This is a genomic window from Variovorax paradoxus, assembly GCF_000834655.1.
In the GTDB taxonomy this organism is placed as follows: Bacteria; Pseudomonadota; Gammaproteobacteria; order Burkholderiales; family Burkholderiaceae_C; genus Variovorax; species Variovorax paradoxus_F.
The window spans coordinates 70,939-93,236 of sequence record NZ_JXQQ01000012.1 but is presented as its reverse complement, the minus strand read 5'-3'; the positions used below and the strand labels follow the sequence as shown (position 1 = coordinate 93,236).

Here is a 22,298-nt window from a genome sequence, read left to right as displayed (position 1 = left end):
TTAGGTCAGGCCGCAGGCGTCCTTGGACGTCCTTCGATCCCCCAAACAGTGCAAAGGAACCCGAAATGAAGCTCGTTGACGCGCTGACAGAAATGCTTGGCCAGGACGCAGTGCTCCAGGATGAAGCAGACATGGCAGGCTTCACGGAAGACTGGCGCGGACGCTACCGGGGGGCGGCCTCCTGTGTCGTGCTGCCGTCCTCGACGGCGCAGGTCGCTGACGTCGTGCGTTTGTGCGCGCAGCACGGCACTGCCGTGCTGCCGCAAGGCGGCAACACGAGCCTGTGCGGCGGTGCAGTACCGGACGAAATGCAGGCGCGCCCGGTGATCGTGTCGCTCAACCGGATGCGCAAGGTGCGCTCGATCGACGCGGCCAACAACTCCATCGTCGTGGAAGCGGGCTGCGTTCTCGCCGCAGTTCAACAAGCCGCCGTGGAGGTCGGGCGCCTCTACCCCATCAGCCTGGGGGCCGAGGGTTCCTGCCAAATCGGCGGCACCATCGCCACCAACGCCGGAGGCACGGGCGTGCTGCGCTGGGGCGGCACGCGCGACAACGTGCTGGGACTGGAGGTCGTCCTTCCCGACGGCACCGTCTGGAACGGCCTTCATGCGCTGCGCAAGAACAACACGGGGATCGACCTCAAGCACTTGTTCATCGGCGCGGAAGGCACGATGGGCATCATCACTGCCGCTACCCTGAAGCTGCACCCGCTTCCGACGAGCCACGCAATGGCGTGGTTCGCGCCGACCGACCCGCAGGCTTCGGTCGATGTGCTGGGCCTGTTCCAGGCACGCTGCGGCTCACAGCTCTCGGCGTTCGAGATGATGGATGCGCACCAGCTGAACCTGGTGCTTGCTCATGTGCCAGGGCGCCGCAACCCGCTCGATTCGCCGCACCCATGGCATGTGCTGGTCGAACTGGCTGACACCGGAGATTCGGCGGCGCTCGACCAGGTACTCCAGGACGTCCTCGAACACGCCAGCGAAAAAGGTCTGCTCGAAGATGCCGTGCTGGCTGCGACCGAAGCACAGCGGGCGGCCCTGTGGGAAGTGCGGCACAGCGTGTCGGAAGCCAACAAGAAGGCCGGCATGGGCCTGACCACCGACTGCGCCGTTCCGGTTTCGGCGGTGCCGGCCTTCATTGCGCGGGCCACGGACGCTGTACGCGCCATCGTGCCTGAGATGCCGGTCGCGGTGGTCGCTCACCTCGGCGATGGAAACGCACATTTCATTCCCTTCTATTCGTTCGCGCAATGGAATGCATTGCCGGACCAGGAATCCGCGGCACAGGCCGTGCGCCACGCCGTCAACGAGATCGCCCACGCCCTGGGCGGAACCTTCAGCGCCGAGCACGGCGTGGGGCGCACCCAGCTGGCGGAGATGCGCAGCTACAAGCCCGCGGTCGAGCTGCGGCTGATGCATGCGATCAAGCGTGCCGTCGATCCGGCGTATCTGTTCAACCCGGGGCGGCTGTTGCCGCCCGAGTGAATTTCGTCTGCGCCCGTTCCTTTTTTTTCCGATCGTCTTCTTCCCATCACTCTCATCCTGGAGTTGTCATGAAAACCAATCACCCCTCCTCGCGCCGCGTGGTCCTCAAATCTGCTGCCGCCGGCCTCGTGGCGCTGTCGGCTCCAGCCATATGGACGCCTGCCCGGGCGGCCAGCAAGCGCATCGTCGTGCGCGACGACGGGGGCATCTACACCAAGGCCTATGGCGCGGTGTTCTATCGCCCGTTCACCGCAAAGACCGGTATCGAAGTGGTGGCCGTGCAGGCCAACGCCGAGCCCACTGCACAGATTCGCAGCATGGTGGAGACCCGGAACTACACCTGGGACATGGCGAAGATCAGCCAACCCGCCATCCGCACCCTGACCAGCGGGAGCAAGATCTATCTGGAAAAGCATGGCCTGGAGGCTGACCCGATGGTCGCCACCATTCCGGCGCAGTACATGTCGCCCTACGGCGTGGGCAACAACGTCTACTCCACCGTGCTGGCCTACCGCACCGACAAGTTCAAGGGCCGCAAGGCTCCTTCCTCGTGGGCCGACTTCTGGAACGTGAAGGACTTTCCGGGCCGGCGCGGCCTGCGCAAGCATCCGTTCGACACCATCGAGGAAGCACTGATGGCCGATGGCGTGCCCAACGGGCAGGTCTACCCGTGCAACCTGGATCGCGCCATCGCCAGCCTCGACAAGGTCAAGTCGGCCGTCGACGTCTGGTGGACCTCGGGCGCGCAGGTCGAGCAGATGCTGAACAACGGCGAGGTCGACATGGTGGCCACCTGGGTATCGCGCGCCCAGTCGGCCATTGCCAGCGGAGCGCCGGTCTCGATCGTCTGGAACCAGAACCTGTGGGGCTGCGACAGCTGGTCGATCCTGGCAGGCTCGCCCAACGCCGACGCCTGCCGCGAGTTCATCAAGTTCGCCTCGGATCCCAAGCGAATGGCCGCGCTCACCGAGTACTTTCCTGCCGGCCTGACCCAGCCCGCCGCCTTCGGTTTCGTCAAGCCGGAACTGGCAAAGAGCTGCCCCACCCACCCGGACAACATCAAGAACGGCCTGCAGATCGATGCCCGCTACTGGCAGGAGAACCAGGCGCAGGTGCTGGAGAAGTTCAACGCCTGGATCCTCAAGTAAGCGCCGCTGCGCCCGTCGTCCATCACCCTGCCTGCTCCCGCACCATGTCCAAGATCAGTCTGAAAATTTCCGGGCTTTCCAAGCGCTACGGTGATTTCGTTGCGCTCGCGCCGACGAACATCGATGTCGCCCAAGGCGAGTTCCTGACCCTGTTGGGCCCGTCGGGCTCAGGCAAGACCACCCTGCTGAGCCTCATCGCCGGCCTGGCTCAACCCGACGAGGGCCACATGTTCATCGACGGCGTCGATGCCACGCGCAGCGCGCCGTACGAGCGCGACATCGGCATGGTGTTCCAGAACTACGCCCTCTTTCCGCACATGACGGTGGAGGACAACATTGCCTTCCCGCTGCGCATGCGCAAGGAGGACCAGGCCTCGATCGGGCGCCGTGTGGCCGAGGCGCTCGAGATGATCCGCCTGCCGCATGTCGCCCGGCGCTATCCGCGCGAACTCTCCGGCGGCCAGCAGCAGCGCATCGCACTCGCACGCTGCATGGTCTACCGGCCTTCGATCATCCTGATGGACGAGCCGCTGGGTGCGCTCGACAAGAAGCTGCGCGACCAGATGCAGCTGGAGATCAAGCGCATCCACCGCGAACTGGGCACGACCATCGTCTACGTCACGCACGACCAGGAAGAGGCGATGACGATGTCGGACCGCATCTGCCTGATGAACGGCGGACGCATCGAGCAGCTGGGCACACCCGCGGATCTGTACTTCCGGCCGCGCACACTGTTCGTGGCGGATTTCCTCGGCGAATCGAACCTGCTGCCAGGAACCGTCGCCTCCATCGGCGCCGACGGCGTGCAGGTCGCTCTGCACGGCGGCGAGGCCACGGCGCACGGTGTCTCCAATGGCGGCGCGCTGGCGCAGGGCAACCCGGTACGCGTGATGGTGCGCCCGCAGAACCTGAACGTCTCCTCGGCTGCGCCCACGCCCGGCCAGCTGTCGGGGCAGCTGATGGACATCATGATCACCGGCAGCCTCACCAAGCTCTATCTGCAGGCACCCCAGCAGGCGGAGCCGATCGTGGCCGCCTTCCCGACCTGCCAGTCCGCCGAGCGCTATGAGGCCGGCCAGACGCTGTCGCTGCACTGGCACACGAACGACGCCGTCGTGATCGCGGAGTGACGCCATGAACAACCGTGTGAAGGCACCCAGGTTCCGCCTGGGAGCGTCGTGGCGGCAGGTCTTCATGGCCGCCCCGTTGGTCGTGCTGTTGCTCGCCCTGCTGGTCTATCCGGTCGGGCAATTGCTGCTGCTGAGCATCCAGAACGACGAAGGCTTCAGCCTCGCGTCGTATCGGCAGTTGTTCGCTTCGTCGGTGTACATCAACGTGCTGTTGATCACGCTCAAGATCTCGTTGTGGACGACGCTGTTGTCCGTGGTGGCGGCCTATCCGGTGGCCTATCTCATCTCCGCGTCGTCGCCCAAGCGCAAGGGAACGCTGCTGTTCTGGGTGCTGCTGTCGTTCTGGACGAGCTTCCTCGTGCGCGCCTTCGCCTGGGTGGTTCTGTTGGGCCGCAATGGCGTGATCAACCAGCTGCTGCTTTCCATGGGCGTGATCGATGCGCCGGCCAACCTGCTCTACAGCGTGGGCAGCGTGCTGGTCGGCATGGTCCATGCACTGATGCCGCTGGCGGTGCTCACCATGCTGTCGGTCATGGAAAACATCGACCGCAATCTGCCGCGCGCCGCTGCGACGCTGGGTGCGCCACCGGGCACGGCGTTCTGGACGGTGTACTTTCCGCAATCGCTTCCCGGGGTCGCCGCCGCGGCGATCATGGTGTTCGTGACCGCGATCGGCTTCTTCATCGTGCCCGCACTGCTCGGTGGACGCCAGGAGACCATGATCACGCAGATCATCATCGACCAGGTGCAGCAGACGATGAACTGGGGCTTTGCCGGCGCCATCTCGGTGCTGCTGCTGGTCGTGGTACTGGCGGTGTTCGCGCTCTACGACAAGTTGCTGGGCCTGTCCAGCATGACGGGCAGCGCACCTCACCGCGCACGGCCTGTGGCCGACTCGGCCGGCACCCGCTGGATCAAGCGCCAGGGCAGCGAGCTGCTCATCTCGCTGGGCCGAGCCTGCGACATCCTCATCGGCTGGCTGCCTCGGCGCCAGTCGCGACCGGAAGGGCCTTCGCGCGGCTGGAACCTGCTGGTCTGCGTCCTCCTCGTGTTCCTCAGCGTGCCGGCGTTCCTGATGATCCCGCTGTCATTCAGCGGTGGCTCCGGCCTGGCGTGGCCACCCAAGGGCTTCTCGCTGCAGTGGTACCAGCAGATGTTCGATTCGCCGCTGTGGATGCAATCCATGGTGCGCTCCGTCACCGTGGCGCTGGGGGCGGGTCTCCTGTCGATGCTGATCGGCACGCCGGCCGCCCTGCTGCTGGTGCGCGGCCAGATGCGCGGCAAGTCGGCCATGCTCGCGTTCGTGCTGTCGCCGATCATCGTGCCGCGCATGATCATCGCCGTCGGCATGTTCTATTTCTTTGCGCGGGTCGGACTGGTCGGCACCTGGATCGGCCTCGTGCTGGGCCACACGGTGGTGGCGGTTCCGTATGTCGTGATGACCATGATGGCCGTGCTTCGCAACTACGACACGCGGCTCGACCTGGCAGCGCAAAGCCTGGGCGCCGGACCTCTGGCCACGCTGCGGCATGTGACCTTCCCGATCCTTGCGGCCGGCCTGCTGTCGTCCTTCCTGTTCGCGTTCGCCACTTCCTTCGACGAACTGACGATCTCGCTGTTCGCCTCCGGCGGCCTCAATTCGACGCTGCCCAAGCAATTCTGGGACGAAGTCACGCTGCAGTTGTCACCCGTCATCGCGGCGGTCTCGACCTGCCTGTTCGTCTTCATCGCTGCGCTGATCTGGGTCGCCGACAGGCTGCGCCGCGCCAGCCTGGCGCGCTGATCCATTCACTCATCCATTCCACTCAAAGACATTCCCATGAGCTTCATCGACGCATCCAAGCTGCGCGGCATCATTCCCGCCATCCCCACACCGGTCAACGCCGACGACACGGTCAACGAGCACGCCACCAAGGCGCTGCTGGCCTACCTGCTCGAGCAGAAAATCGACGGCGTGCTGCCGCTGGGCGGTACCGGGGAGTACGGTGCATTGGCGCGTGCCGAGCGCATCAAGATGGCCCGACTGACGGTCGAGGCTGTTGCCGGCTCGGTGCCGGTGATCCCCGGCGTGCTGGACCCCGGGTTCCACGACGCGATGGATGCCGGCAAGGCCTTCGCCGACGTCGGCGCGGACGCGCTCCTGGTGCTGACGCCCTACTACACCAACCCCACGCAGGCCGGCATTCGCGACTACTTCCTGCGCTACGCCGACAGCTCGCCGTTGCCGATCATGATCTACGAGATTCCCTACCGCACCCGGATTGCGATAGCACCGGAAATCCTGCATGAGCTGTCGCGCCACGAACGCATCATCGGCATGAAGGCGTGCAACACGGACATGTACCACTTCCTGCGCACCATCGCAGGCGTCGACGATTCCTTTGCGGTGCTCAGCGGCGAGGACACGCTGTTCCCGCTGCACGTGGCGGCCGGGGCGCGCGGAGGGATCGTCGTGACCGCCAGCCTGCTGCCGCGCGCCTGGCGCAACATCTACGAAGCCGCGCGCGAAGGCCGTACCGACGAAGCGCTGTCGCTGCACCGCGACCTGATCCCCCTGATGAACCTGGCATTCGCCGAAACCAACCCAGGTCCGATGAAGTCCGTCATGGACCTGATCGGCGTGAACGCCCCCGAGATGCTTGCGCCCCTGGTTCCGCCCGCACCCGAGCTGGAACAAGCCATGCGCGCGGAGTTGTCGCGGCAACTTGCGATTGCGCGCTGACCCACAGCGACCGTGGCGGCATTGGCGGCAGTACGTGCCTTCCGCGTAATGGTGCTCGAACGCCTCGCGCGAAACGACGGCGAGCGTGCCAGCCGCCTTTGATCGCTACTCGCCGTAGCCCGCGAACTTGGCCTTGGAGATGGAAGTTGCAGCCACCTGCACGTGCTGTGCAAGCTGCGCCTCCACCTGCTCGGTCGTCCAGCGTGTCGTCGGCACGGAGATGTTGACTGCGGCCACCGCAACGCCGCGATGGTCGGTGATCGCGGAGGCGATGGAAATGTCGCCCATCACCGTTTCGTTGGTGATCATGGCGTAGCCACGCTCGGCCGCACGCTCGATGCGCGCAAGGAGTTCTTCCATGCGTGTCTCGGTATGGGGCGTGATCGCCGTCAGCCGCGAACGCTGCAACACCTCGACGCGCTGCGCAGGCTCCATGCGCGCCAGGATGCAGGTGCCCGACGCGGTGCAGAAGGCAGGCAGCCGGCTGCCCACCGCGATGTCGACGTTGACGAGGTGCTTGCCGGGAAACCGGGCCACGAACACGATCTCGGTGTCGTCGAGCTCCTGCAGGTTCGTCGTCTCTCCGAGCGTGCGGCTGATGTCCAGCAGGTACGGCGACGCCTTGTCCACCAAGGCGTTGGCACGCAGGTAGTTGTAGGACAGTTGCAGCACCTTGGACGTCAATCCGTATTGCCGCGTGTCGGGTATGCGGCGCAAGTAGCCGATCTTCTCCAGCGTGTAGACCAGTCGCTGTGTCGCACTGCGGTCGAGGTTGGACGCGCGCGCGATGTCTGCGATGGTCAGGTGGCCGCGCGTTCCGTTGAACGCATCCAGGACATGAAAGGCCTTTTCCGTCGAACCGATGAACAGCGACGAATGGCCATGACGCCTGGTTTGCTGGTTTTCCGAGGGAGTTTCGGGAGACGGATCCGACGGACTGGGCATCTGCGCGGAGAGCTGAAGTGGAAGAAGCGCCCATCGGGCCATCCGCCGTTGTTGCAACGACGAGCTTTCGAAGTTTAGCGCCTGCGCGAGCAGGAACCTGCCAGAAACCTGAGGCTTCAGAGCCCAGGCCATCACTCGGGCATTCGCGAATGCGGGGGTTGATGTTGCTCCCACATCCACACCGAGCGAGGCAACACTTGGTTGCCATCCGCGGCAAACACGCCCGGGAATACCCTCTGCCACGCCGCAACTCTTCTTGCCTACATTCTTGTATGCAAGAAAAAGCGACGCTTGCATGCAACACTCGACAAGACATAAAGACAGGAGACCTCCCATGCCTCGCTTCGCCAAATCGCTCTTCGGTCAGGTGGTCATCGCGCTGGTGCTCGGCGTGCTCGCCGGCCTCTTCTGGCCCGAGTACGCCGTCAAGCTCAAGCCGCTGGGTGACGGCTTCATCAAGCTGATCAAGATGATCATCCCGGTGCTGGTGTTCTGCGTGGTCGTGCACGGCATCGCGGGCGCGGGCGACCTGAAGCGCGTGGGGCGCGTGGGCGTCAAGGCGCTCATCTACTTCGAGGTGCTCACCACCATCGCGCTGGCCATGGGCCTGGTGCTGGCCTTCGTGTTTCAGCCGGGCGTGGGGATGAACGTGGACCCGGCCAAGCTCGACCCGGCCGCCATGAGCGCCTATGCCTCGAACGCCGACAAGCTCACCAGCGGCGGCACGGTCGAGTTCCTGATGAAGCTCATTCCCACCACGGTGGTCAACGCCTTCGCCACGGGCGACGTGCTGCAGGTGCTGCTGTTCGCGGTGCTGTTCGGCTGCGCGCTGTCGCTGCTGGGCGATCGCGGCAAGCCGGTGGCGGTGGTGGTGGACGCGCTCTCGCTGGTGCTCTTCAAGATCATGGGGATCATCATCAAGCTGGCGCCGCTGGGCGTGCTGGGCGCCATCGCGTTCACGGTGGGGCAGTACGGCATCGGCTCGCTCAAGCAGCTGGGCATGCTGGTTGCGCTCTTCTACGGCGCAGTGCTGGTCTTCGTGTTCGTGGTGCTGGGGCTGGTGATGCGCTTCTCGGGGTTCAGCCTCTGGAAGCTGCTGCGATACCTGCGCGAAGAGCTCGCCATCGTGTTCGCCACCACCTCGTCGGACAGCGTGCTGCCGCAGATCATGGCCAAGCTGCGCCGCATGGGCATCCGCGATTCGACGGTGGGGCTGGTGATCCCGACGGGCTATTCGTTCAACCTCGACGCCTTCTCGATCTACATCACGCTCGCGGCGGTGTTCATCGCGCAGGCGACCAACACGCCGATCTCGATGGCGGACCTGCTCACGATCCTGGCGATCGCGCTGGTCACTTCCAAGGGCGCGCACGGCGTGCCGGGCTCGGCCATCGTGGTGCTGGCCGCAACGCTGCACGCGATTCCGGCGATCCCCGCCATCGGCCTGGTGCTGGTGCTGTCGGTGGACTGGTTCATGGGCATCGCCCGCGCGCTCGGCAACCTGATTGGCAACTGCGTGGCCACGGTGGCGATCGCTGCATGGGAAGGCGACATCGACCGCGAGCGCGCCCATGCGGTGCTCGACGGCACCTATTCGCCTGACGACGAGCCGCTGGCCGAAGCAGCCGCCGCGCCCGTGGTAAACACCGGCACCGCAGCTTCCACCGCCCACTGAAAACACCGATGGCCACCACCGACGTCAGCCCCACCGCCATCGCCGAGCGCGTGGTCGAAGCCATCCTCGCGCAGAAGCTCGCGCCGGGCGAGCGGCTGGGCGAGCAGGCCCTGGCCGAGAACTTCGCGGTGAGCCGCACGATGGTGCGCGAAGCACTCATGCAGCTGCAGGCTCGCGGCTTCGTCGAGGTGCAGTCGCGCCGCGGCTGGTACGTGGTGGAACCTTCGGCAGAAGAAGCGCGCGATGCCTTCTCGGCGCGCCGCATCGTCGAAGCGGGCATCCTGGCCGCAAGCGAAGGCCGGCCGCTCGCCAAGGTGATCCGCAAATTGCGCGACCACATCGCAGACGAGCAGCGCGCCATCGAAGGCGCCGATGCGGCCACGCGCGCCTTCCTGCTGGCGGATTTCCACGTGTGCCTCGCGGAACAGATGGGGCACCAGCTGCTGGTCGACGTGCTGCGCGACCTCACGGCGCGCACCACGCTGGCCGCGACGCTCTACCAGTCCAGGCACGAGGCAGGGCAGTCTTGCGCGGAGCACGGCGCCATCGTTGCGGCGCTCGAAGAGGGCGACACCGACAAGGCGCGTCGCCTGATGCTGGAGCACATCGGCAACGTCGAACGCGCGCTCGAGGTGGAAGCCGCCGCCGAGCCCGATGCGCCGAGCCGCCTGCGCGCCACGCTGGCGCCGGTCGCACTGCCACGCGCCAAACGCTGAAACCGTCTGTGCATCAGCGCCGCAGCCCGCTATCGATCAGATAGCACGCTGCAACGGGCAGGCAATGGCTGCAGGCGCATCCGCCCTCCCCTGGCGCTGCATCGCACAAGGGCGTGCCCGCTGACAGGATCGCGCCACCGCGCTCGGCTACAGTCCGAGACACTTATGAATTCACCCCAACTCCAGCGCGGCGTGTTCCTCGCCCTGCTCGCCGCCGTCACCGTCGCCTTCGTCTGGGTGCTGCTGCCGTTCTTCGGCGCGGTGCTGTGGGGCGTGGCGCTGGCGATCCTGTTCACGCCGCTCTACAAGTGGCTGCTCAGGAAAATGCGCGGCAAGCCCAATGCCGCCGCGCTCTCTACCCTGGCCATCTGTCTCTTCATCGTGATCCTGCCGTTGGCGATGGTGGGCGTGTCGCTGGTGCAAGAGGTTGCGCTGGTCACGCAGAACATCCGCTCGGGGCAGATCAACTTCGCGGCGTACTTCCAGCAGATCCTGGACGCCTCGCCGCAGTGGCTGCTGAACCTGGTGGAGCGCTTCAACCTCGGCGACATGGCGGCCTGGCAGGCCCGCATCTCCGCCGCCGCGGGGCAGGCGAGCCAGATCATCGCGAGCCAGGCCCTGGCCATCGGCCAGAACACCTTCGACTTCATCGTCAGCTTCTTCGTGATGCTGTACCTCCTTTATTTCCTGGTGCGCGACGGCTCCACGCTCTCCAAGACCATGCGCGACGCCGTGCCGCTGGCCAAGCCGCACACGCACTACCTGCTGAACAAGTTCACCACCGTGATCCGCGCCACCGTGAAGGGCAACGTGGCGGTGGCCATCGCGCAAGGCACCATCGGCGGGCTGGCCTTCTGGTTCCTCGGGGTGCAGGGCGCGCTCTTGTGGGCGGTGCTGATGGCTTTCCTGTCGCTCCTGCCCGCGGTGGGCGCGGCGCTCATCTGGGGGCCGGTGGCCATCTACTTCCTGGCGACGGGGCACTTCTGGCAGGGCGGCGTGCTGATCTTCGTGGGCGTGTTCGTGATCGGCCTGGTCGACAACATCCTGCGCCCGGTGCTGGTGGGCAAGGACACGCAGATGCCCGACTACATCGTGCTGATGTCCACCATCGGCGGCATGGCGATCTTCGGCATCAACGGATTCGTGATCGGGCCGGTGATCGCGGCGCTGTTCATGGCGGCCTGGAGCCTGTTCGCGGATTCCGGGCATGTGGGCAACGGCCACGAGACGATCGAGCCGCCGCGGACGCCCGAAGCCGCCGACCCGGCTGCCCTGCCCGAGAACCGCAGGAAGGGCTGAACCCGACCGGCGCTTCGTGCGCCAGTGGCGCGCATCTGCTGCACTTGGCGCGCGCATTTGCGCATTTCGTCGCAAGCCGCTGGGCACCGCCCGGCGCCTGCGGGATCGTCGGGGCCTCTTCACTGCAACGAGGCCCTGCCATGCGTCTTTTCGCTCTCCCCTCCCGCCCGGCCGTGCGCGCGATGTGCGCCGCCGCCCTCCTCGCGCCGCTGGGCGCCCTGGCCGCCGACCTGAGCCTGAGCGTGGCCGACGGCCCCGCCGCCGACGCCACGCTGTATGTCGCGCTGTTCGACAGCACCGCCGGCTTCGCGGGCACCGCGGTGGCCTCGCAGATGGTCCCGATGCGCGGCGGCGCGGCGCGGCTGGTGTTCCCGGGCCTTGCGCCGGGGCGCTATGCCGTTCGCGCGTTCGCCGACGAAAACGGCAACGGCAAGCTGGACACCAACCTCATGGGCATGCCGACCGAACGCTACGGCTTCTCGAACGATGCCAAGGGCAACCGCGGCGCGCCCGAGTTCGACGCCGCCGCGATCGGCGTCGATGCCGACCTGCAGGCCGTCATCCACCTGCGCTGAGGCCGCCATGCAAAGACGCGAACTCATGCGCCTGCTGGCTTCGGCCGGCGCGCTCCCCCTTCTCGCACCCCTGGCCCGCGCAGCCGCCGGCAAGGACGATTGGCAGACCGACTTCGAGGCCGCCGGCACGCGCTGGAAGACCGGCTTCGCCACGCCGCCGGGCGACCTCCCATTGACCCGCGCCGCGGTGCGCGGGCGCTTCCCCGATGCCGTCGCCGGCACGCTGTTTCGCATCGGGCCGGCGGGCCACGACCTGGGCGGCGAGCGTTATCACCACTGGTTCGACGGCGACGGCATGGTGCATCGCTTCGTGATCGACGGGGCCGACGTGCGCCACCAGGGCCGCTATGTCGCCACGCCCAAGCGCGTGGCCGAGGTGCAGGCCGGACGCCGGTTGACGGAAGCCTTCGGCACCATGCCGCCGGGCGTGGAGCCGCCGACCTCGGCCGACAGCATCAACGTCGCCAACACCAGCGTGCTGCCGCTGCAGGGCGAGGTGCTCGCGCTGTGGGAAGGCGGCTCGGCCACGCGCATCGACGCGCGCACGCTCGACACGCTGGGCGTGAAGACCTGGCGCCCCGATCTCGCCGGCATGCCCTTCTCGGCGCATCCCAAGGTGGACCCCGACGGCACGGTCTGGAACTTCGGCGTCAGCTCCGGCCAGGGCCTGCTGGCGCTGTACGAGATCGCGCCCGAGGGGGCGCTGCGCCGCGCGGCCGTGGTGCCGGTGGCCGACATGCCCATGGTTCACGACTTCGCCGTGACCGATCGGCACCTGGTGTTCCTGATGCCGCCGCTGGTGTACGACACCAAACGCAAGGAAGCCGGCGCGAGCTTTCTCGATGCGCACGTCTGGCGACCGGAGCTGGGCATGCGCGCGCTGGTGGTCGACAAGCAGAACTGGGAGAAGCGCCGGATGCTCACGCTCCCGGCCGGGTTCCTGTTTCACGTGGGCAATGCCTGGGAAGAAACCACGCCGCGCGGCACGCTGATCCACATCGACTACGTGCGCTCGGAAAACGCCGACTCGGTGTTCACGACCAACCGCGAAGTGATGCGCGGGCGCCGCGTGAAAAGCACCGACCCGCATCTGACTGTCGTCACGCTGAACCTGGACACCGGTACGGCGACGCAGACGACGCTGGCGCAGGAAGCGGAGTTTCCGCGCATCGACCCGCGCCGCGTGGGCCTGCGCCATCGCCAGGTGATTCATGCCACGCAGATCCGGCGCGACCTGCCGGGTTTCGGCGCGGTCGCGCGAACCGACGTCGAGAGCGGCCGCAGCCAACGATTCAGCTATGGCTCGGAGGCCATCGTGGAAGAGCACGTCTTCGTGCCCGACGGCGCGAAACCGGGCTGGGTGCTGGGCACGGTGCTCGACTTCGGCCGGCAGAAGACGGTGCTCTCGTGCTTCGCGGCCGATCACCTGGCCGCCGGGCCGGTGGCGCAGGCCACGCTGCCGTACACGTTGCCGCTGGGCCTGCACGGGGCGTTCGTCAAGGCCTGAAGAAATCAAACCGCTCACGCTGAGCCTGTCGAAGCGCCGCGCGGGGCTTCGACAAGCTCCGCCCGAACGGATGGTGATCGACCGCTGGTGCGTATCAATCAGGCCGACCACCAGCCTTCGTCGAACCGCCCCTGCAGGAATGCCACGAAGCCCGACACCTTGCCCGGCACCAGCTTGGGCGACGGGAACACGGCGTGGATTTCCTGCTCGGGCAGCGCGTGGTCGCCGAGCACCGCGACCACCTTGCCCGCCGCCATCGACTCGCTCGCCACGTAGCGCGGCATGAGCGCGATGCCGAGGCCGTCGCGTGCAGCCGCCAGCACGGCCGAAAGATTGTTCGAGCGAAAGCGCCCCGAGACCGGCACCGTCACCGGCTCGCCCTTGGGCGTGTGCATGCGCCAGAACTCGTCGCCCACCACGCTGCTGTAGATGAGCGCCACGTGCGCGCCCAGGTCCTGAGCCCGCCTGGGCGTGCCGTGCTTCTTCAGGTAGCCGGGCGCCGCGACCATCACCCACGGGTTCGCGCCCAGGTAGCGCGCCCCCAATGACGAATCGGCCAGCTTGCCCATGCGGATGGCCACGTCGATGCCCTGCGCGATGAGGTCGACGTAGCGGTCTTCGAAGCTCAGATCGAGCTGAACCTGCGGGTGACGGCGCATGTATTCGAGCGCCAGCGGCACCACCACGCGCCGCCCGAACGCCACCGAGGTGCCCACGCGCAGGAGGCCCTGCGCCTGGTTCTGTCGCAGCTGCACGATGCTGTCGGCCTCCTCGGCGTCGCGCACGATGGTCTTGCACTTCTCGTAATACAGCGCACCCGGTTCGGTGAGGCTCACGCCGCGCGTGTTGCGGTTGAGCAGCCGCACCTTCAGCCGCGTTTCCGTGGCCGCGATCTGCTTGGTCACGGTGGGTTGCGTGGTATTGAACTCGCGCGCGGCTTTCGAGAAGCTCCCGGTCTCGACCACGCGCACGAACATCTCCATTGCCAACAATCTGTCCATTGGCGCATCGTAGCCAGTTATTCCGCCACGGAATAGGTTTTATGGTCTGCAGCCGTCTTCTTCGAATGCCCCCCGCTTCCTACAGTGGACGTCACTTAACGGAGACAGTCCATGGCAAAGATGAAAGCAGTACAAGCCGCCGTGCTTGTGATGGAAAAGGAAGGCGTGACGCAGGCCTTCGGCGTACCCGGCGCGGCCATCAACCCGATGTATTCGGCGCTGCGCCAGCGCGGCAGCATCTCGCACATCCTCGCGCGCCACGTCGAGGGCGCCTCGCACATGGCCGAGGGCTACACGCGGGCGGTGGCCGGCAACATCGGCGTGTGCATCGGCACCTCGGGCCCGGCGGGCACCGACATGATCACGGGCCTGTATTCGGCCTGGGCCGATTCGATTCCGATCCTCTGCATCACCGGCCAGGCGCCGCGCGCGCGGCTCTACAAGGAAGACTTCCAGGCGGTCGACATCGAGTCGATCTCCAAGCCCGTCACCAAGTGGTCGGTCACCGTGCGCGAGCCCGGCCAGGTGCCGCAGGTCTTCCAGCAGGCCTTTCACCTGATGCGCTCGGGCCGCCCCGGCCCCGTGCTCGTCGACCTGCCTTTCGACGTGCAGATGGCCGAGATCGAGTTCGACATCGACAGCTACGAGCCCCTCACCCCCTACAAGCCGGCCGCCACGCGTGCCCAGATCGAGAAGGCCATCGCCATGCTGCAGGCGGCCGAGCGCCCGCTGATCGTGGCCGGCGGCGGCGTGATCAACGCCGATGCGTCGGAGCTGCTCGTGCGCTTTGCCGAAGCCACCGGCGTGCCGGTGATTCCCACGCTCATGGGCTGGGGCGCGATTCCCGACGACCATCCGCTGATGGCCGGCATGTGCGGCCTGCAGACCAGCCACCGCTATGGCAACGCCACGATGCTCGCGAGCGACTTCGTGCTGGGCATCGGCAACCGCTGGGCCAACCGCCATACGGGCTCGGTCGACGTCTACACCAAGGGCCGCAAGTTCGTGCACGTGGACATCGAGCCCACGCAGATCGGCCGCGTGTTCACGCCCGACTTCGGCATCGTCTCGGACGCCAAGGCCGCGCTCACGCTCTTCGTCGAAGTGGCCGAGGAGATGAAGGCCGCCAGCAAGCTCACCGACCGCCGCGAGTGGGCCAAGTCGTGCATCGAGCGCAAGAAGACCATGCTGCGCAAGACCAACTTCGACGAAGTGCCGATGAAGCCGCAGCGCGTGTACCAGTGCATGAACAACAACTTCAGCAACGACACCTGCTACGTGAGCACCATCGGGCTCTCGCAGATCGCGGCTGCGCAGTTCCTGCACGTGTACAACCCGCGCCACTGGATCAACTGCGGCCAGGCCGGCCCGCTGGGCTGGACAATTCCCGCCGCGCTGGGCGTGCGCGCCGCCGACCCGACGCGCAAGATCGTCGCGCTCTCGGGCGACTACGACTTCCAGTTCATGATCGAAGAGCTGGCCGTGGGCGCGCAGTTCAAGCTGCCGTACATCCACATCGTGGTGAACAACTCGTACCTGGGCCTCATCCGCCAGGCGCAGCGCGGTTTCGAGATGGACTACTGCGTGCAGCTCGCGTTCGACAACATCAACGCGGGCCCCGACGCAGGCATCGAGAGCAGCTACGGCGTGGACCACCTGAAGGTCGTCGAGGGCCTGGGCTGCAAGGCCATTCGCGTGAACAAGCAGGAAGAGATCGCACCGGCCATCCAGCGCGCCGAAGCGCTCATGGCCGAGTTCAGCGTGCCGGTCGTCATCGAGGTGATGCTCGAGCGCGTGACCAACATCGCGATGGGCACCGAGATCGACAACATCACCGAGTTCGAGCCGCTGGCCGAGCACCCCGCCGATGCGCCGACCGCGGTCGCGGCCGAGATGCTGGACTGAGCGAACGAAGGAGACACGCACATGCCCAAGTTCGCAGCCAACCTCACGATGCTCTTCACCGAGCTGCCCTTCATGCAACGCTTCGAAGCCGCCGCCAAGGCGGGCTTCAAGGGAGTGGAGTACCTCTTCCCCTACCCCTTCGAGAAAAAGGAACTCGCCGCCGCCCTGCGCGCCAACGGCCTTGTGCAGGTGCTGCACAACCTGCCCGCCGGCGACTGGGACAAGGGCGAGCGCGGCATCGCGTGCCTGCCCGACCGCACGGGCGAATTCGCCGAAGGCATCGGCATGGCGATCGACTACGCGACCGCGCTCGGCTGCCCGCAGGTCAACTGCCTGATCGGCAAGGTGCCCGAGGGCGCCGACATCAACGTGGCCAACCGCACGGTGATCGACAACCTGCGCCTGGCCGCGCGGGAGCTGGAAGCCGCAGGCATCCGCATGCTGATCGAGCCGATCAACACCTTCGACATTCCGGGCTTCTACCTGAACCGCACCGACAAGGCGCTCGCGCTGATCGAGGCGGTGGGTTCGCCCAACCTGAAGGTGCAGTACGACATCTACCACGCGCAGCGCATGGAGGGCGAGCTGGGCAACACGCTCACGAAGCATCTTGCGCAGATCGGCCACATCCAGCTGGCCGACAACCCGGGCCGCGGCGAGCCCGGCACGGGCGAGATCAACTACCCGTGGCTCTTCGAGCACATCGATTCGATCGGCTACGACGGCTGGATCGGCTGCGAATACAAGCCGCGCAAGGACACGGTCGACGGCCTCGGATGGCGCGAAGCGCTCACGCACTAAGACACGACTTCAATTGGAAAAAGAGACATGACGACCACACCCCAGAAAATCGGATTCATCGGCCTCGGCATCATGGGCGCCCCCATGGCGGGCCACCTGCTCGATGCGGGCCACCAGCTCTTCGTGAACACGCAGGGCAACACGCCCGAGCCCTTCATCTCGAAGGCGAAGATCTGCGCCTCGGCGGCCGAGGTGGCGCGCCAGGCCGACATCGTCTTCATCATGGTGCCGGACACGCCCGACGTGGAGAAAGTGCTCTTCGGCGAGCCGGGTACGCACGGCGTGGCCGAGGGCCTGAAGGACTCCCGCGGCAAGATCGTGGTGGACTGCAGTTCCATCGACCCGATCGCCACCAAGGCCTTCGCCAAGCGCATCGTCGCGCTGGGTTGCGGCTACATCGACGCTCCGGTCTCGGGCGGCGAAGTGGGCGCCAAGGCCGCGAGCCTCACCATCATGTGCGGCGGCGACGAGGGCACCTTCGAGCGCGTGAAGCCGCTGCTGGACAAGATGGGAAAGAACGTCACGCTGGTCGGCGGCGTGGGCGACGGCCAGGTCTGCAAGGTGGCCAACCAGATCATCGTGGCGCTGAACATCGCGGCGGTGGGCGAGGCACTGCTGTTCGCCTCGAAGGCGGGCGCCGATCCGGCCAAGGTGCGCCAGGCGCTCATGGGAGGCTTTGCGAGCTCGCGCATCCTCGAAGTGCACGGCGAACGGATGATCAAGCGCACCTTCGCGCCGGGCTTCCGCATCGCGCTGCACCAGAAGGACCTGAACCTCGCGCTGCAGAGCGCGCGTTCGCTGGGCGTGGCGCTGCCGCAGACGGCGGGCGCGGCGCAACTGATGAACGCCTGCGCGGCGCTCGGCCATGGGCAATCGGATCACTCGGCGCTGGTCAAGGCGCTCGAAGCGCTGGCACAGCACACCGTCACGCCGGACTGATCGATCGCCGCTGTCCGGGCTGCACTTCGACAAGCTCAGTGTGAACGGACTGCTCTCGAATCCCGACATCCGTTCGGGCTGGGCCCCTCGAAGCCTTGCGCCTGCACTTCGACTAGCTCAGTGTGAACGGATTGCTCTCGAATCCCGGCACCCGCTCGGGCTGAGCCCGTCGAAGCCTTGCGCCTGCACTTCGACTAGCTCAGTGTGAACGGACTGCTTGCGAATCCCGACGTCCGTTCGGGCTGAGTCCGTCGAAGCCTCGCGCCTGCACTTCGACAACCCCAGTGTGAACGGCTTGCTCTCGAATCCCGACAACCGTTCGGGCTGAGCCTGTCGGAGCCTTCCGCGATCAACGCCGGTCCTCTAGACATGCTCAGAGCGAACGGTGGTGGCGCGAACATCTCAAGTCTTCGCGGCTTCCAGCGACTCTTTCAGATTGCGCCGGCGCCAGGCCCAGGTCTTCACGGCCTGCGGCAGGATGCCCAGGCACGAGGCGTAGTAGGTCACCTTGAAGCCCCAGAAACGCGGGCCGATGGGCGTGTCGCGGAACAGGTCGCCGGCCAGGATGGACAAGAGCGCCTCCTGCATCCGCCAGATATTGCGCGGATTCATGAACAGCCGCCGGATCGCCGGCGAGGTGATGCGATAGATGAACCACGAGAACATCTTCGGTCCGCGCTTCATCACCTTCTCGTAATGGCGGAAGGCCTTTTCGGCCTCCTTCGACTCGCCCTTGAGCCAGTGGTCGGCGGCAGTGGCGGCCTCGAAGCCGCTGTTCATCGCCAGGTACACGCCCGAGGAGAACATCGGGTCGACGAAGGCGTAGGCATCGCCGACCATCATGAAGCGGTCGCCGCGGCAGAACTTGGAGTCGTAGGCGTAGTTGCCGGTGGCGGTGGCGCCTTCCATCAGCGTCGCGTTCGCAAGGCGCGCGGCCAGCTTGGGGGCGAGCGCGATGGTCTGCATGAGGAACTCTTCGAGCGACGCACCCTGGCGGCGCTTGAAGTACGCGGGCGAGGCCACGGCGCCGACGCTCACGGTGCCGTCCTTCAGCGGGATGTACCAGAACCAGCCGTGGTCGAACCAGAAGAGCGTGATGTTGCCCTCGAAGCGCCCCGGCCGGCGCTCGGCGTTGGCGAAGTGGCCGTAGAGCGCCGCGCTCGCGTGCCTGCGGTTGCGCTGCTTGGCGTCGAACTGGTTCGACAGCAGCGTGTCGCGGCCGCTCGCATCGATCACGAAGCGCGGGCGCCAGCTGGTCTCGGTACCGTCGTCGGCCTTGATCTTCACCAGCGGGCGGTTGTCGGGCGTGCCCTTGCCGGCGTCCATGTCCACGCCGGTGACGCGCTGGCCCTCGAAGGTGCGCGCACCGCGCTTGCCGGCATGGCGGAACAGCAGCTCGTCGAATTCCGAACGGCGCACATGCACCGCGTACGGAAAGCTCTTGTCCATCGCCTCGCCGAAATTGAAGTGGCTGGAGTGGTCGTGCCAGGGCGAGACGAATTCGGCGCCGTGCTTCTTGATGCCGATGGCCTCGACCTCGGTGCGCACGCCCAGCCGGTCAAAGAGCGGCATGTTCATCGGCAGCAGCGATTCGCCGATGTGAAAGCGCGGATGCTGCGCCTTCTCGATCAGGACCACGTCGTGGCCCTTGTCCGCGAGCAGCGCGGCCACGGTGGAGCCCGAAGGCCCCCCGCCGATGACCACGACATCGGGGTCGTTGCTGGTGAAAGATCCGGGTGTCATGCGCTGCCCCTCCGTTGTCTTTTGTATGTGGGTGGGCGATCGCCCCACCGCGCTTCGCGGCAAGGCTCGCCTTGCTATGGTTAACCTTGATTCACCTTGGTTAACCGCGACGGAGTTTAGCGAACCGGCCGCCCCCTTTTGCGCAGGCTATGGGTTCAGGCGTTTTCGGCATTCCCCCCGTGGGAGAGGGGCACGCTTTTGCGGTAGCCTCATTGCCCGTCAGAAACAAGGAGACATTTCATGGCTGCACCCCTCTCCCCCGCAGAAGAAGCACTTCGCGAGGCAGCGCGCGAATACCACCGCTCGCCCGTCAAGGGCAAGATTTCGATCACCCCCACCAAGCCCCTGCTGAACCAGCGCGACCTGTCGCTGGCCTATTCGCCGGGCGTCGCCTACCCGTGCCTGGACATCGCCGCCGACCCGTCGCTGGCGGTCGAGTTCACGGCCCGCGGCAACCTCGTGGGCGTGGTCACCAACGGCACTGCGGTGCTGGGCCTGGGCAACATCGGCCCGCTGGCGGCCAAGCCGGTGATGGAAGGCAAGGGGTGCCTCTTCAAGAAATTCGCCGGCATCGACGTGTTCGACATCGAGCTGGCCGAGAACGACCCCGACAAGCTGGTCGACATCATCGCGGCGCTGGAGCCCACGCTGGGCGGCATCAACCTGGAAGACATCAAGGCGCCCGAGTGCTTCTACATCGAGAAGAAGCTGCGCGAGCGCATGAACATCCCGGTGTTCCATGACGACCAGCACGGCACGGCCATCATCTCGGCCGCCGCGCTGATCAATGGCCTGGAACTCGTGGGCAAGAAGATCGAGGACGTGAAGATCGCCGTCTCGGGCGCAGGCGCCGCAGCCATCGCGTGCCTCGACGTGATGGTGGGCCTGGGCGCCAAGCCCGCCAACATCTACGCCTGCGACTCCAAGGGCCTGATCTACATCGGCCGCGCGGGCGGCTTCGACGAATCGAAATCCCGCTACGCCCAGAAAGACACCGGCGCCCGCACCCTGGCCGACGTGGTGAAGGACGCCGATGTGTTCCTCGGCTGCTCGGCTCCCGGCGTGATGACCGCCGAGATGGTCAAGACCATGGGCACGCAGCCCATCATCCTGGCGCTGGCCAACCCCGAGCCCGAGATTCGCCCCGAACTGGCCAAGGCCGTGCGGCCGGACTGCATCATCGCCACCGGCCGCTCGGACTACCCGAACCAGGTCAACAACGTGCTGTGCTTCCCGTACATCTTCCGCGGCGCGCTCGATTGCGGCGCCACCAAGATCACGGAAGAAATGAAGCTGGCCTGCGTGCGCGAGATCGCCGACCTCACCAAGGCCGACATCAGCGAAGAAGTGGCGACCGCGTATGCGGGGCAGGAGCTCTCGTTCGGGCCCGACTACATCATTCCGAAGCCCTTCGATTCGCGCCTCATCCTGCGCATCGCGCCGGCCGTGGCCAAGGCCGCCGCCGCTTCCGGCGTGGCCACCCGTCCCATCGAGGACATGGAGGCCTACCGCCAGCACCTGACGCGCTTCGTCTACCAGACCGGCATGTTCATGCGCCCGGTGTTCACCGCCGCCAAGCTGGCCACCGCCATGCGCGTGGCCTATGCCGAAGGTGAAGACGAGCGCGTGCTGCGCGCCGCGCAACTGGCCGTGGACGAAGGCCTGGCGCAGCCGATCCTGGTGGGCCGCCCCGCGGTGATCGAGGCACGCATCAAGAAGGCGGGCCTGCACATCCGCATCGGCACCGACGTGGAGATCGTCAACCCCGAGGACGACCCGCGCTTTCGCGTGTACTGGGAGGCCTTCCACAAGCTCATGGGCCGCCGCGGCGTGACGCCCGAGGCCGCCAAGACGATGGTGCGCCGCTCCAACACCACCATCGCCGCGCTGATGCTGCACCTGGGCGATGCCGACGCGATGATCTGCGGCCTGGTCGGGCGCTTCGACGTGCACTTGGAGCACATCCGCAACCTGATTGGCCTCAAGCGCGGCGCACCGGGTTTCGCGACGCTGAACGCGCTCACGCTGGAGAAGCGCACGGTGTTCATCACCGACACCAACGTCAATGAAGACCCGAGCGCCGAGATGCTCGCGAGCATCGCGCTGATGGCCGCCGAAGAGGTGCGCCGCTTCGGCCTGCCGCCCAAGGTGGCCTTCCTCTCGCATTCGAACTACGGCACTTCGAGCCGCGGGTCGGCCCGCAAGATGCGCCTGGCGCGCGGCCTGTTCGCGCAGATGGCGCCCGACATCGAATGCGATGGCGAGATGCACGGCGACGCCGCGCTCTCCGAAGAAGTGCGCCGCACCGCGCTGCCCGAGACCACCCTCACCGGCGAGGCGAACCTCCTGGTGTGCCCGAACCTCGATTCGGCGCACATCCTCTACAACGTGCTGAAGATGACCGGCGCCAACGGCATCACGGTCGGCCCGATCCTCCTGGGCGGCGCAGGCTCGGCGCATGTGCTGACGCCTTCGTCGACCGTGCGGCGCGTGGTCAACATGACGGCGCTGGCCGTGGCGAACGCGACGACGGCGCTGAAGTAATTCGCAGCCGCATCCTCGAAAAACGCCCCGCCGTGGTGACGCAGCGGGGCGTTTTTTCATGTTTTTGCACCAAAAGCAATCGGCTGCGCACCGCGTCGGCCAGCCCGGAAGGGTTCGCACCAATCGCGTGCGGGCACCGTTTTTGCTTGAATGCCGAAGCA

The 22,298-nt window shown here is 66.4% G+C and carries 17 protein-coding genes; 14 read left to right on the top strand and 3 right to left on the bottom strand.

The window, feature by feature from the left end; translation table 11 throughout:
• Positions 1 to 65: 65 nt before the first annotated feature.
• The 5 genes from RT97_RS06840 (at position 66) to dapA (ending at position 6,487) form a co-directional block, all read left to right on the top strand.
• Entirely contained in the window at positions 66 to 1,487 is a 1,422-nt protein-coding gene (locus RT97_RS06840; RefSeq protein WP_042578035.1) for an FAD-binding oxidoreductase, read from the top strand.
• A 68-nt stretch (positions 1,488 to 1,555) separates the two neighbouring features.
• The gene (locus RT97_RS06835) at positions 1,556 to 2,635 is read left to right on the top strand and encodes an ABC transporter substrate-binding protein (protein ID WP_042578034.1); all 1,080 of its coding nucleotides are present in this window, start codon (positions 1,556 to 1,558) and stop codon (positions 2,633 to 2,635) included.
• Positions 2,636 to 2,679: 44 nt separating this feature from the next.
• Positions 2,680 to 3,765 carry an ABC transporter ATP-binding protein gene (locus tag RT97_RS06830; RefSeq protein ID WP_042578033.1) on the top strand — a complete coding sequence of 362 codons (1,086 nt, stop codon included), beginning with the start codon at positions 2,680 to 2,682 and terminating at the stop codon, positions 3,763 to 3,765.
• Positions 3,766 to 3,769: 4 nt separating this feature from the next.
• Positions 3,770 to 5,548 carry an ABC transporter permease subunit gene (locus tag RT97_RS06825; protein ID WP_042578032.1) on the top strand — a complete coding sequence of 593 codons (1,779 nt, stop codon included), beginning with the start codon at positions 3,770 to 3,772 and terminating at the stop codon, positions 5,546 to 5,548.
• A gap of 36 nt (positions 5,549 to 5,584) precedes the next feature.
• Positions 5,585 to 6,487: a 4-hydroxy-tetrahydrodipicolinate synthase gene (dapA, locus tag RT97_RS06820; protein WP_042578031.1), complete on the top strand. Its 903-nt coding sequence runs from the start codon at positions 5,585 to 5,587 to the stop codon at positions 6,485 to 6,487.
• Positions 6,488 to 6,592: 105 nt separating this feature from the next.
• Here the strand turns inward: dapA and RT97_RS06815 are convergent, their stop codons facing one another.
• Positions 6,593 to 7,432, bottom strand: coding sequence for an IclR family transcriptional regulator (locus tag RT97_RS06815; RefSeq protein WP_042578030.1), 840 nt, complete (start codon positions 7,430 to 7,432; stop codon positions 6,593 to 6,595).
• Positions 7,433 to 7,766: 334 nt separating this feature from the next.
• On the opposite strand from RT97_RS06815, the gene RT97_RS06810 reads away from it, so the two are divergent.
• From RT97_RS06810 to RT97_RS06790, 5 genes are all read left to right on the top strand, one after another.
• Positions 7,767 to 9,107 (top strand): C4-dicarboxylate transporter DctA, encoded by a 1,341-nt coding sequence (locus tag RT97_RS06810; RefSeq protein WP_042578029.1) that lies wholly within the window; start codon positions 7,767 to 7,769, stop codon positions 9,105 to 9,107.
• Between the two features lie 8 nt (positions 9,108 to 9,115).
• The gene (locus RT97_RS06805) at positions 9,116 to 9,823 is read left to right on the top strand and encodes a GntR family transcriptional regulator (protein WP_042578028.1); all 708 of its coding nucleotides are present in this window, start codon (positions 9,116 to 9,118) and stop codon (positions 9,821 to 9,823) included.
• 165 nt (positions 9,824 to 9,988) lie between these two features.
• Positions 9,989 to 11,122: an AI-2E family transporter gene (locus tag RT97_RS06800; protein ID WP_042578027.1), complete on the top strand. Its 1,134-nt coding sequence runs from the start codon at positions 9,989 to 9,991 to the stop codon at positions 11,120 to 11,122.
• Positions 11,123 to 11,262: 140 nt separating this feature from the next.
• Positions 11,263 to 11,697 carry a DUF2141 domain-containing protein gene (locus RT97_RS06795; RefSeq protein ID WP_042578026.1) on the top strand — a complete coding sequence of 145 codons (435 nt, stop codon included), beginning with the start codon at positions 11,263 to 11,265 and terminating at the stop codon, positions 11,695 to 11,697.
• Between the two features lie 7 nt (positions 11,698 to 11,704).
• Positions 11,705 to 13,204 (top strand): carotenoid oxygenase family protein, encoded by a 1,500-nt coding sequence (locus RT97_RS06790; RefSeq protein WP_042578025.1) that lies wholly within the window; start codon positions 11,705 to 11,707, stop codon positions 13,202 to 13,204.
• A 98-nt stretch (positions 13,205 to 13,302) separates the two neighbouring features.
• Here the strand turns inward: RT97_RS06790 and RT97_RS06785 are convergent, their stop codons facing one another.
• The gene (locus tag RT97_RS06785) at positions 13,303 to 14,205 is read right to left on the bottom strand and encodes a LysR family transcriptional regulator (protein ID WP_042578024.1); all 903 of its coding nucleotides are present in this window, start codon (positions 14,203 to 14,205) and stop codon (positions 13,303 to 13,305) included.
• A gap of 111 nt (positions 14,206 to 14,316) precedes the next feature.
• On the opposite strand from RT97_RS06785, the gene gcl reads away from it, so the two are divergent.
• From gcl to RT97_RS06770, 3 genes are read left to right on the top strand one after another with little or no spacing between them, the layout of a single operon-like run.
• On the top strand, positions 14,317 to 16,110 hold the full coding sequence (gene gcl / locus RT97_RS06780) for a glyoxylate carboligase (protein ID WP_042578023.1): 1,794 nt from the start codon (positions 14,317 to 14,319) through the stop codon (positions 16,108 to 16,110).
• 21 nt (positions 16,111 to 16,131) lie between these two features.
• The gene (gene hyi, locus RT97_RS06775; protein ID WP_042578022.1) at positions 16,132 to 16,911 is read left to right on the top strand and encodes a hydroxypyruvate isomerase; all 780 of its coding nucleotides are present in this window, start codon (positions 16,132 to 16,134) and stop codon (positions 16,909 to 16,911) included.
• A gap of 27 nt (positions 16,912 to 16,938) precedes the next feature.
• Positions 16,939 to 17,850: a 2-hydroxy-3-oxopropionate reductase gene (locus RT97_RS06770; RefSeq protein WP_042578021.1), complete on the top strand. Its 912-nt coding sequence runs from the start codon at positions 16,939 to 16,941 to the stop codon at positions 17,848 to 17,850.
• Positions 17,851 to 18,252: 402 nt separating this feature from the next.
• Here RT97_RS06770 and RT97_RS06765 read toward each other — a convergent pair whose 3' ends face one another.
• On the bottom strand, positions 18,253 to 19,593 hold the full coding sequence (locus RT97_RS06765) for an NAD(P)/FAD-dependent oxidoreductase (protein WP_042578020.1): 1,341 nt from the start codon (positions 19,591 to 19,593) through the stop codon (positions 18,253 to 18,255).
• Between the two features lie 240 nt (positions 19,594 to 19,833).
• Here RT97_RS06765 and RT97_RS06760 point away from each other — a divergent pair, with 240 nt between their 5' ends.
• Positions 19,834 to 22,137 (top strand): NADP-dependent malic enzyme, encoded by a 2,304-nt coding sequence (locus tag RT97_RS06760; RefSeq protein WP_042578019.1) that lies wholly within the window; start codon positions 19,834 to 19,836, stop codon positions 22,135 to 22,137.
• The last annotated feature ends 161 nt before the right edge of the window (positions 22,138 to 22,298 follow it).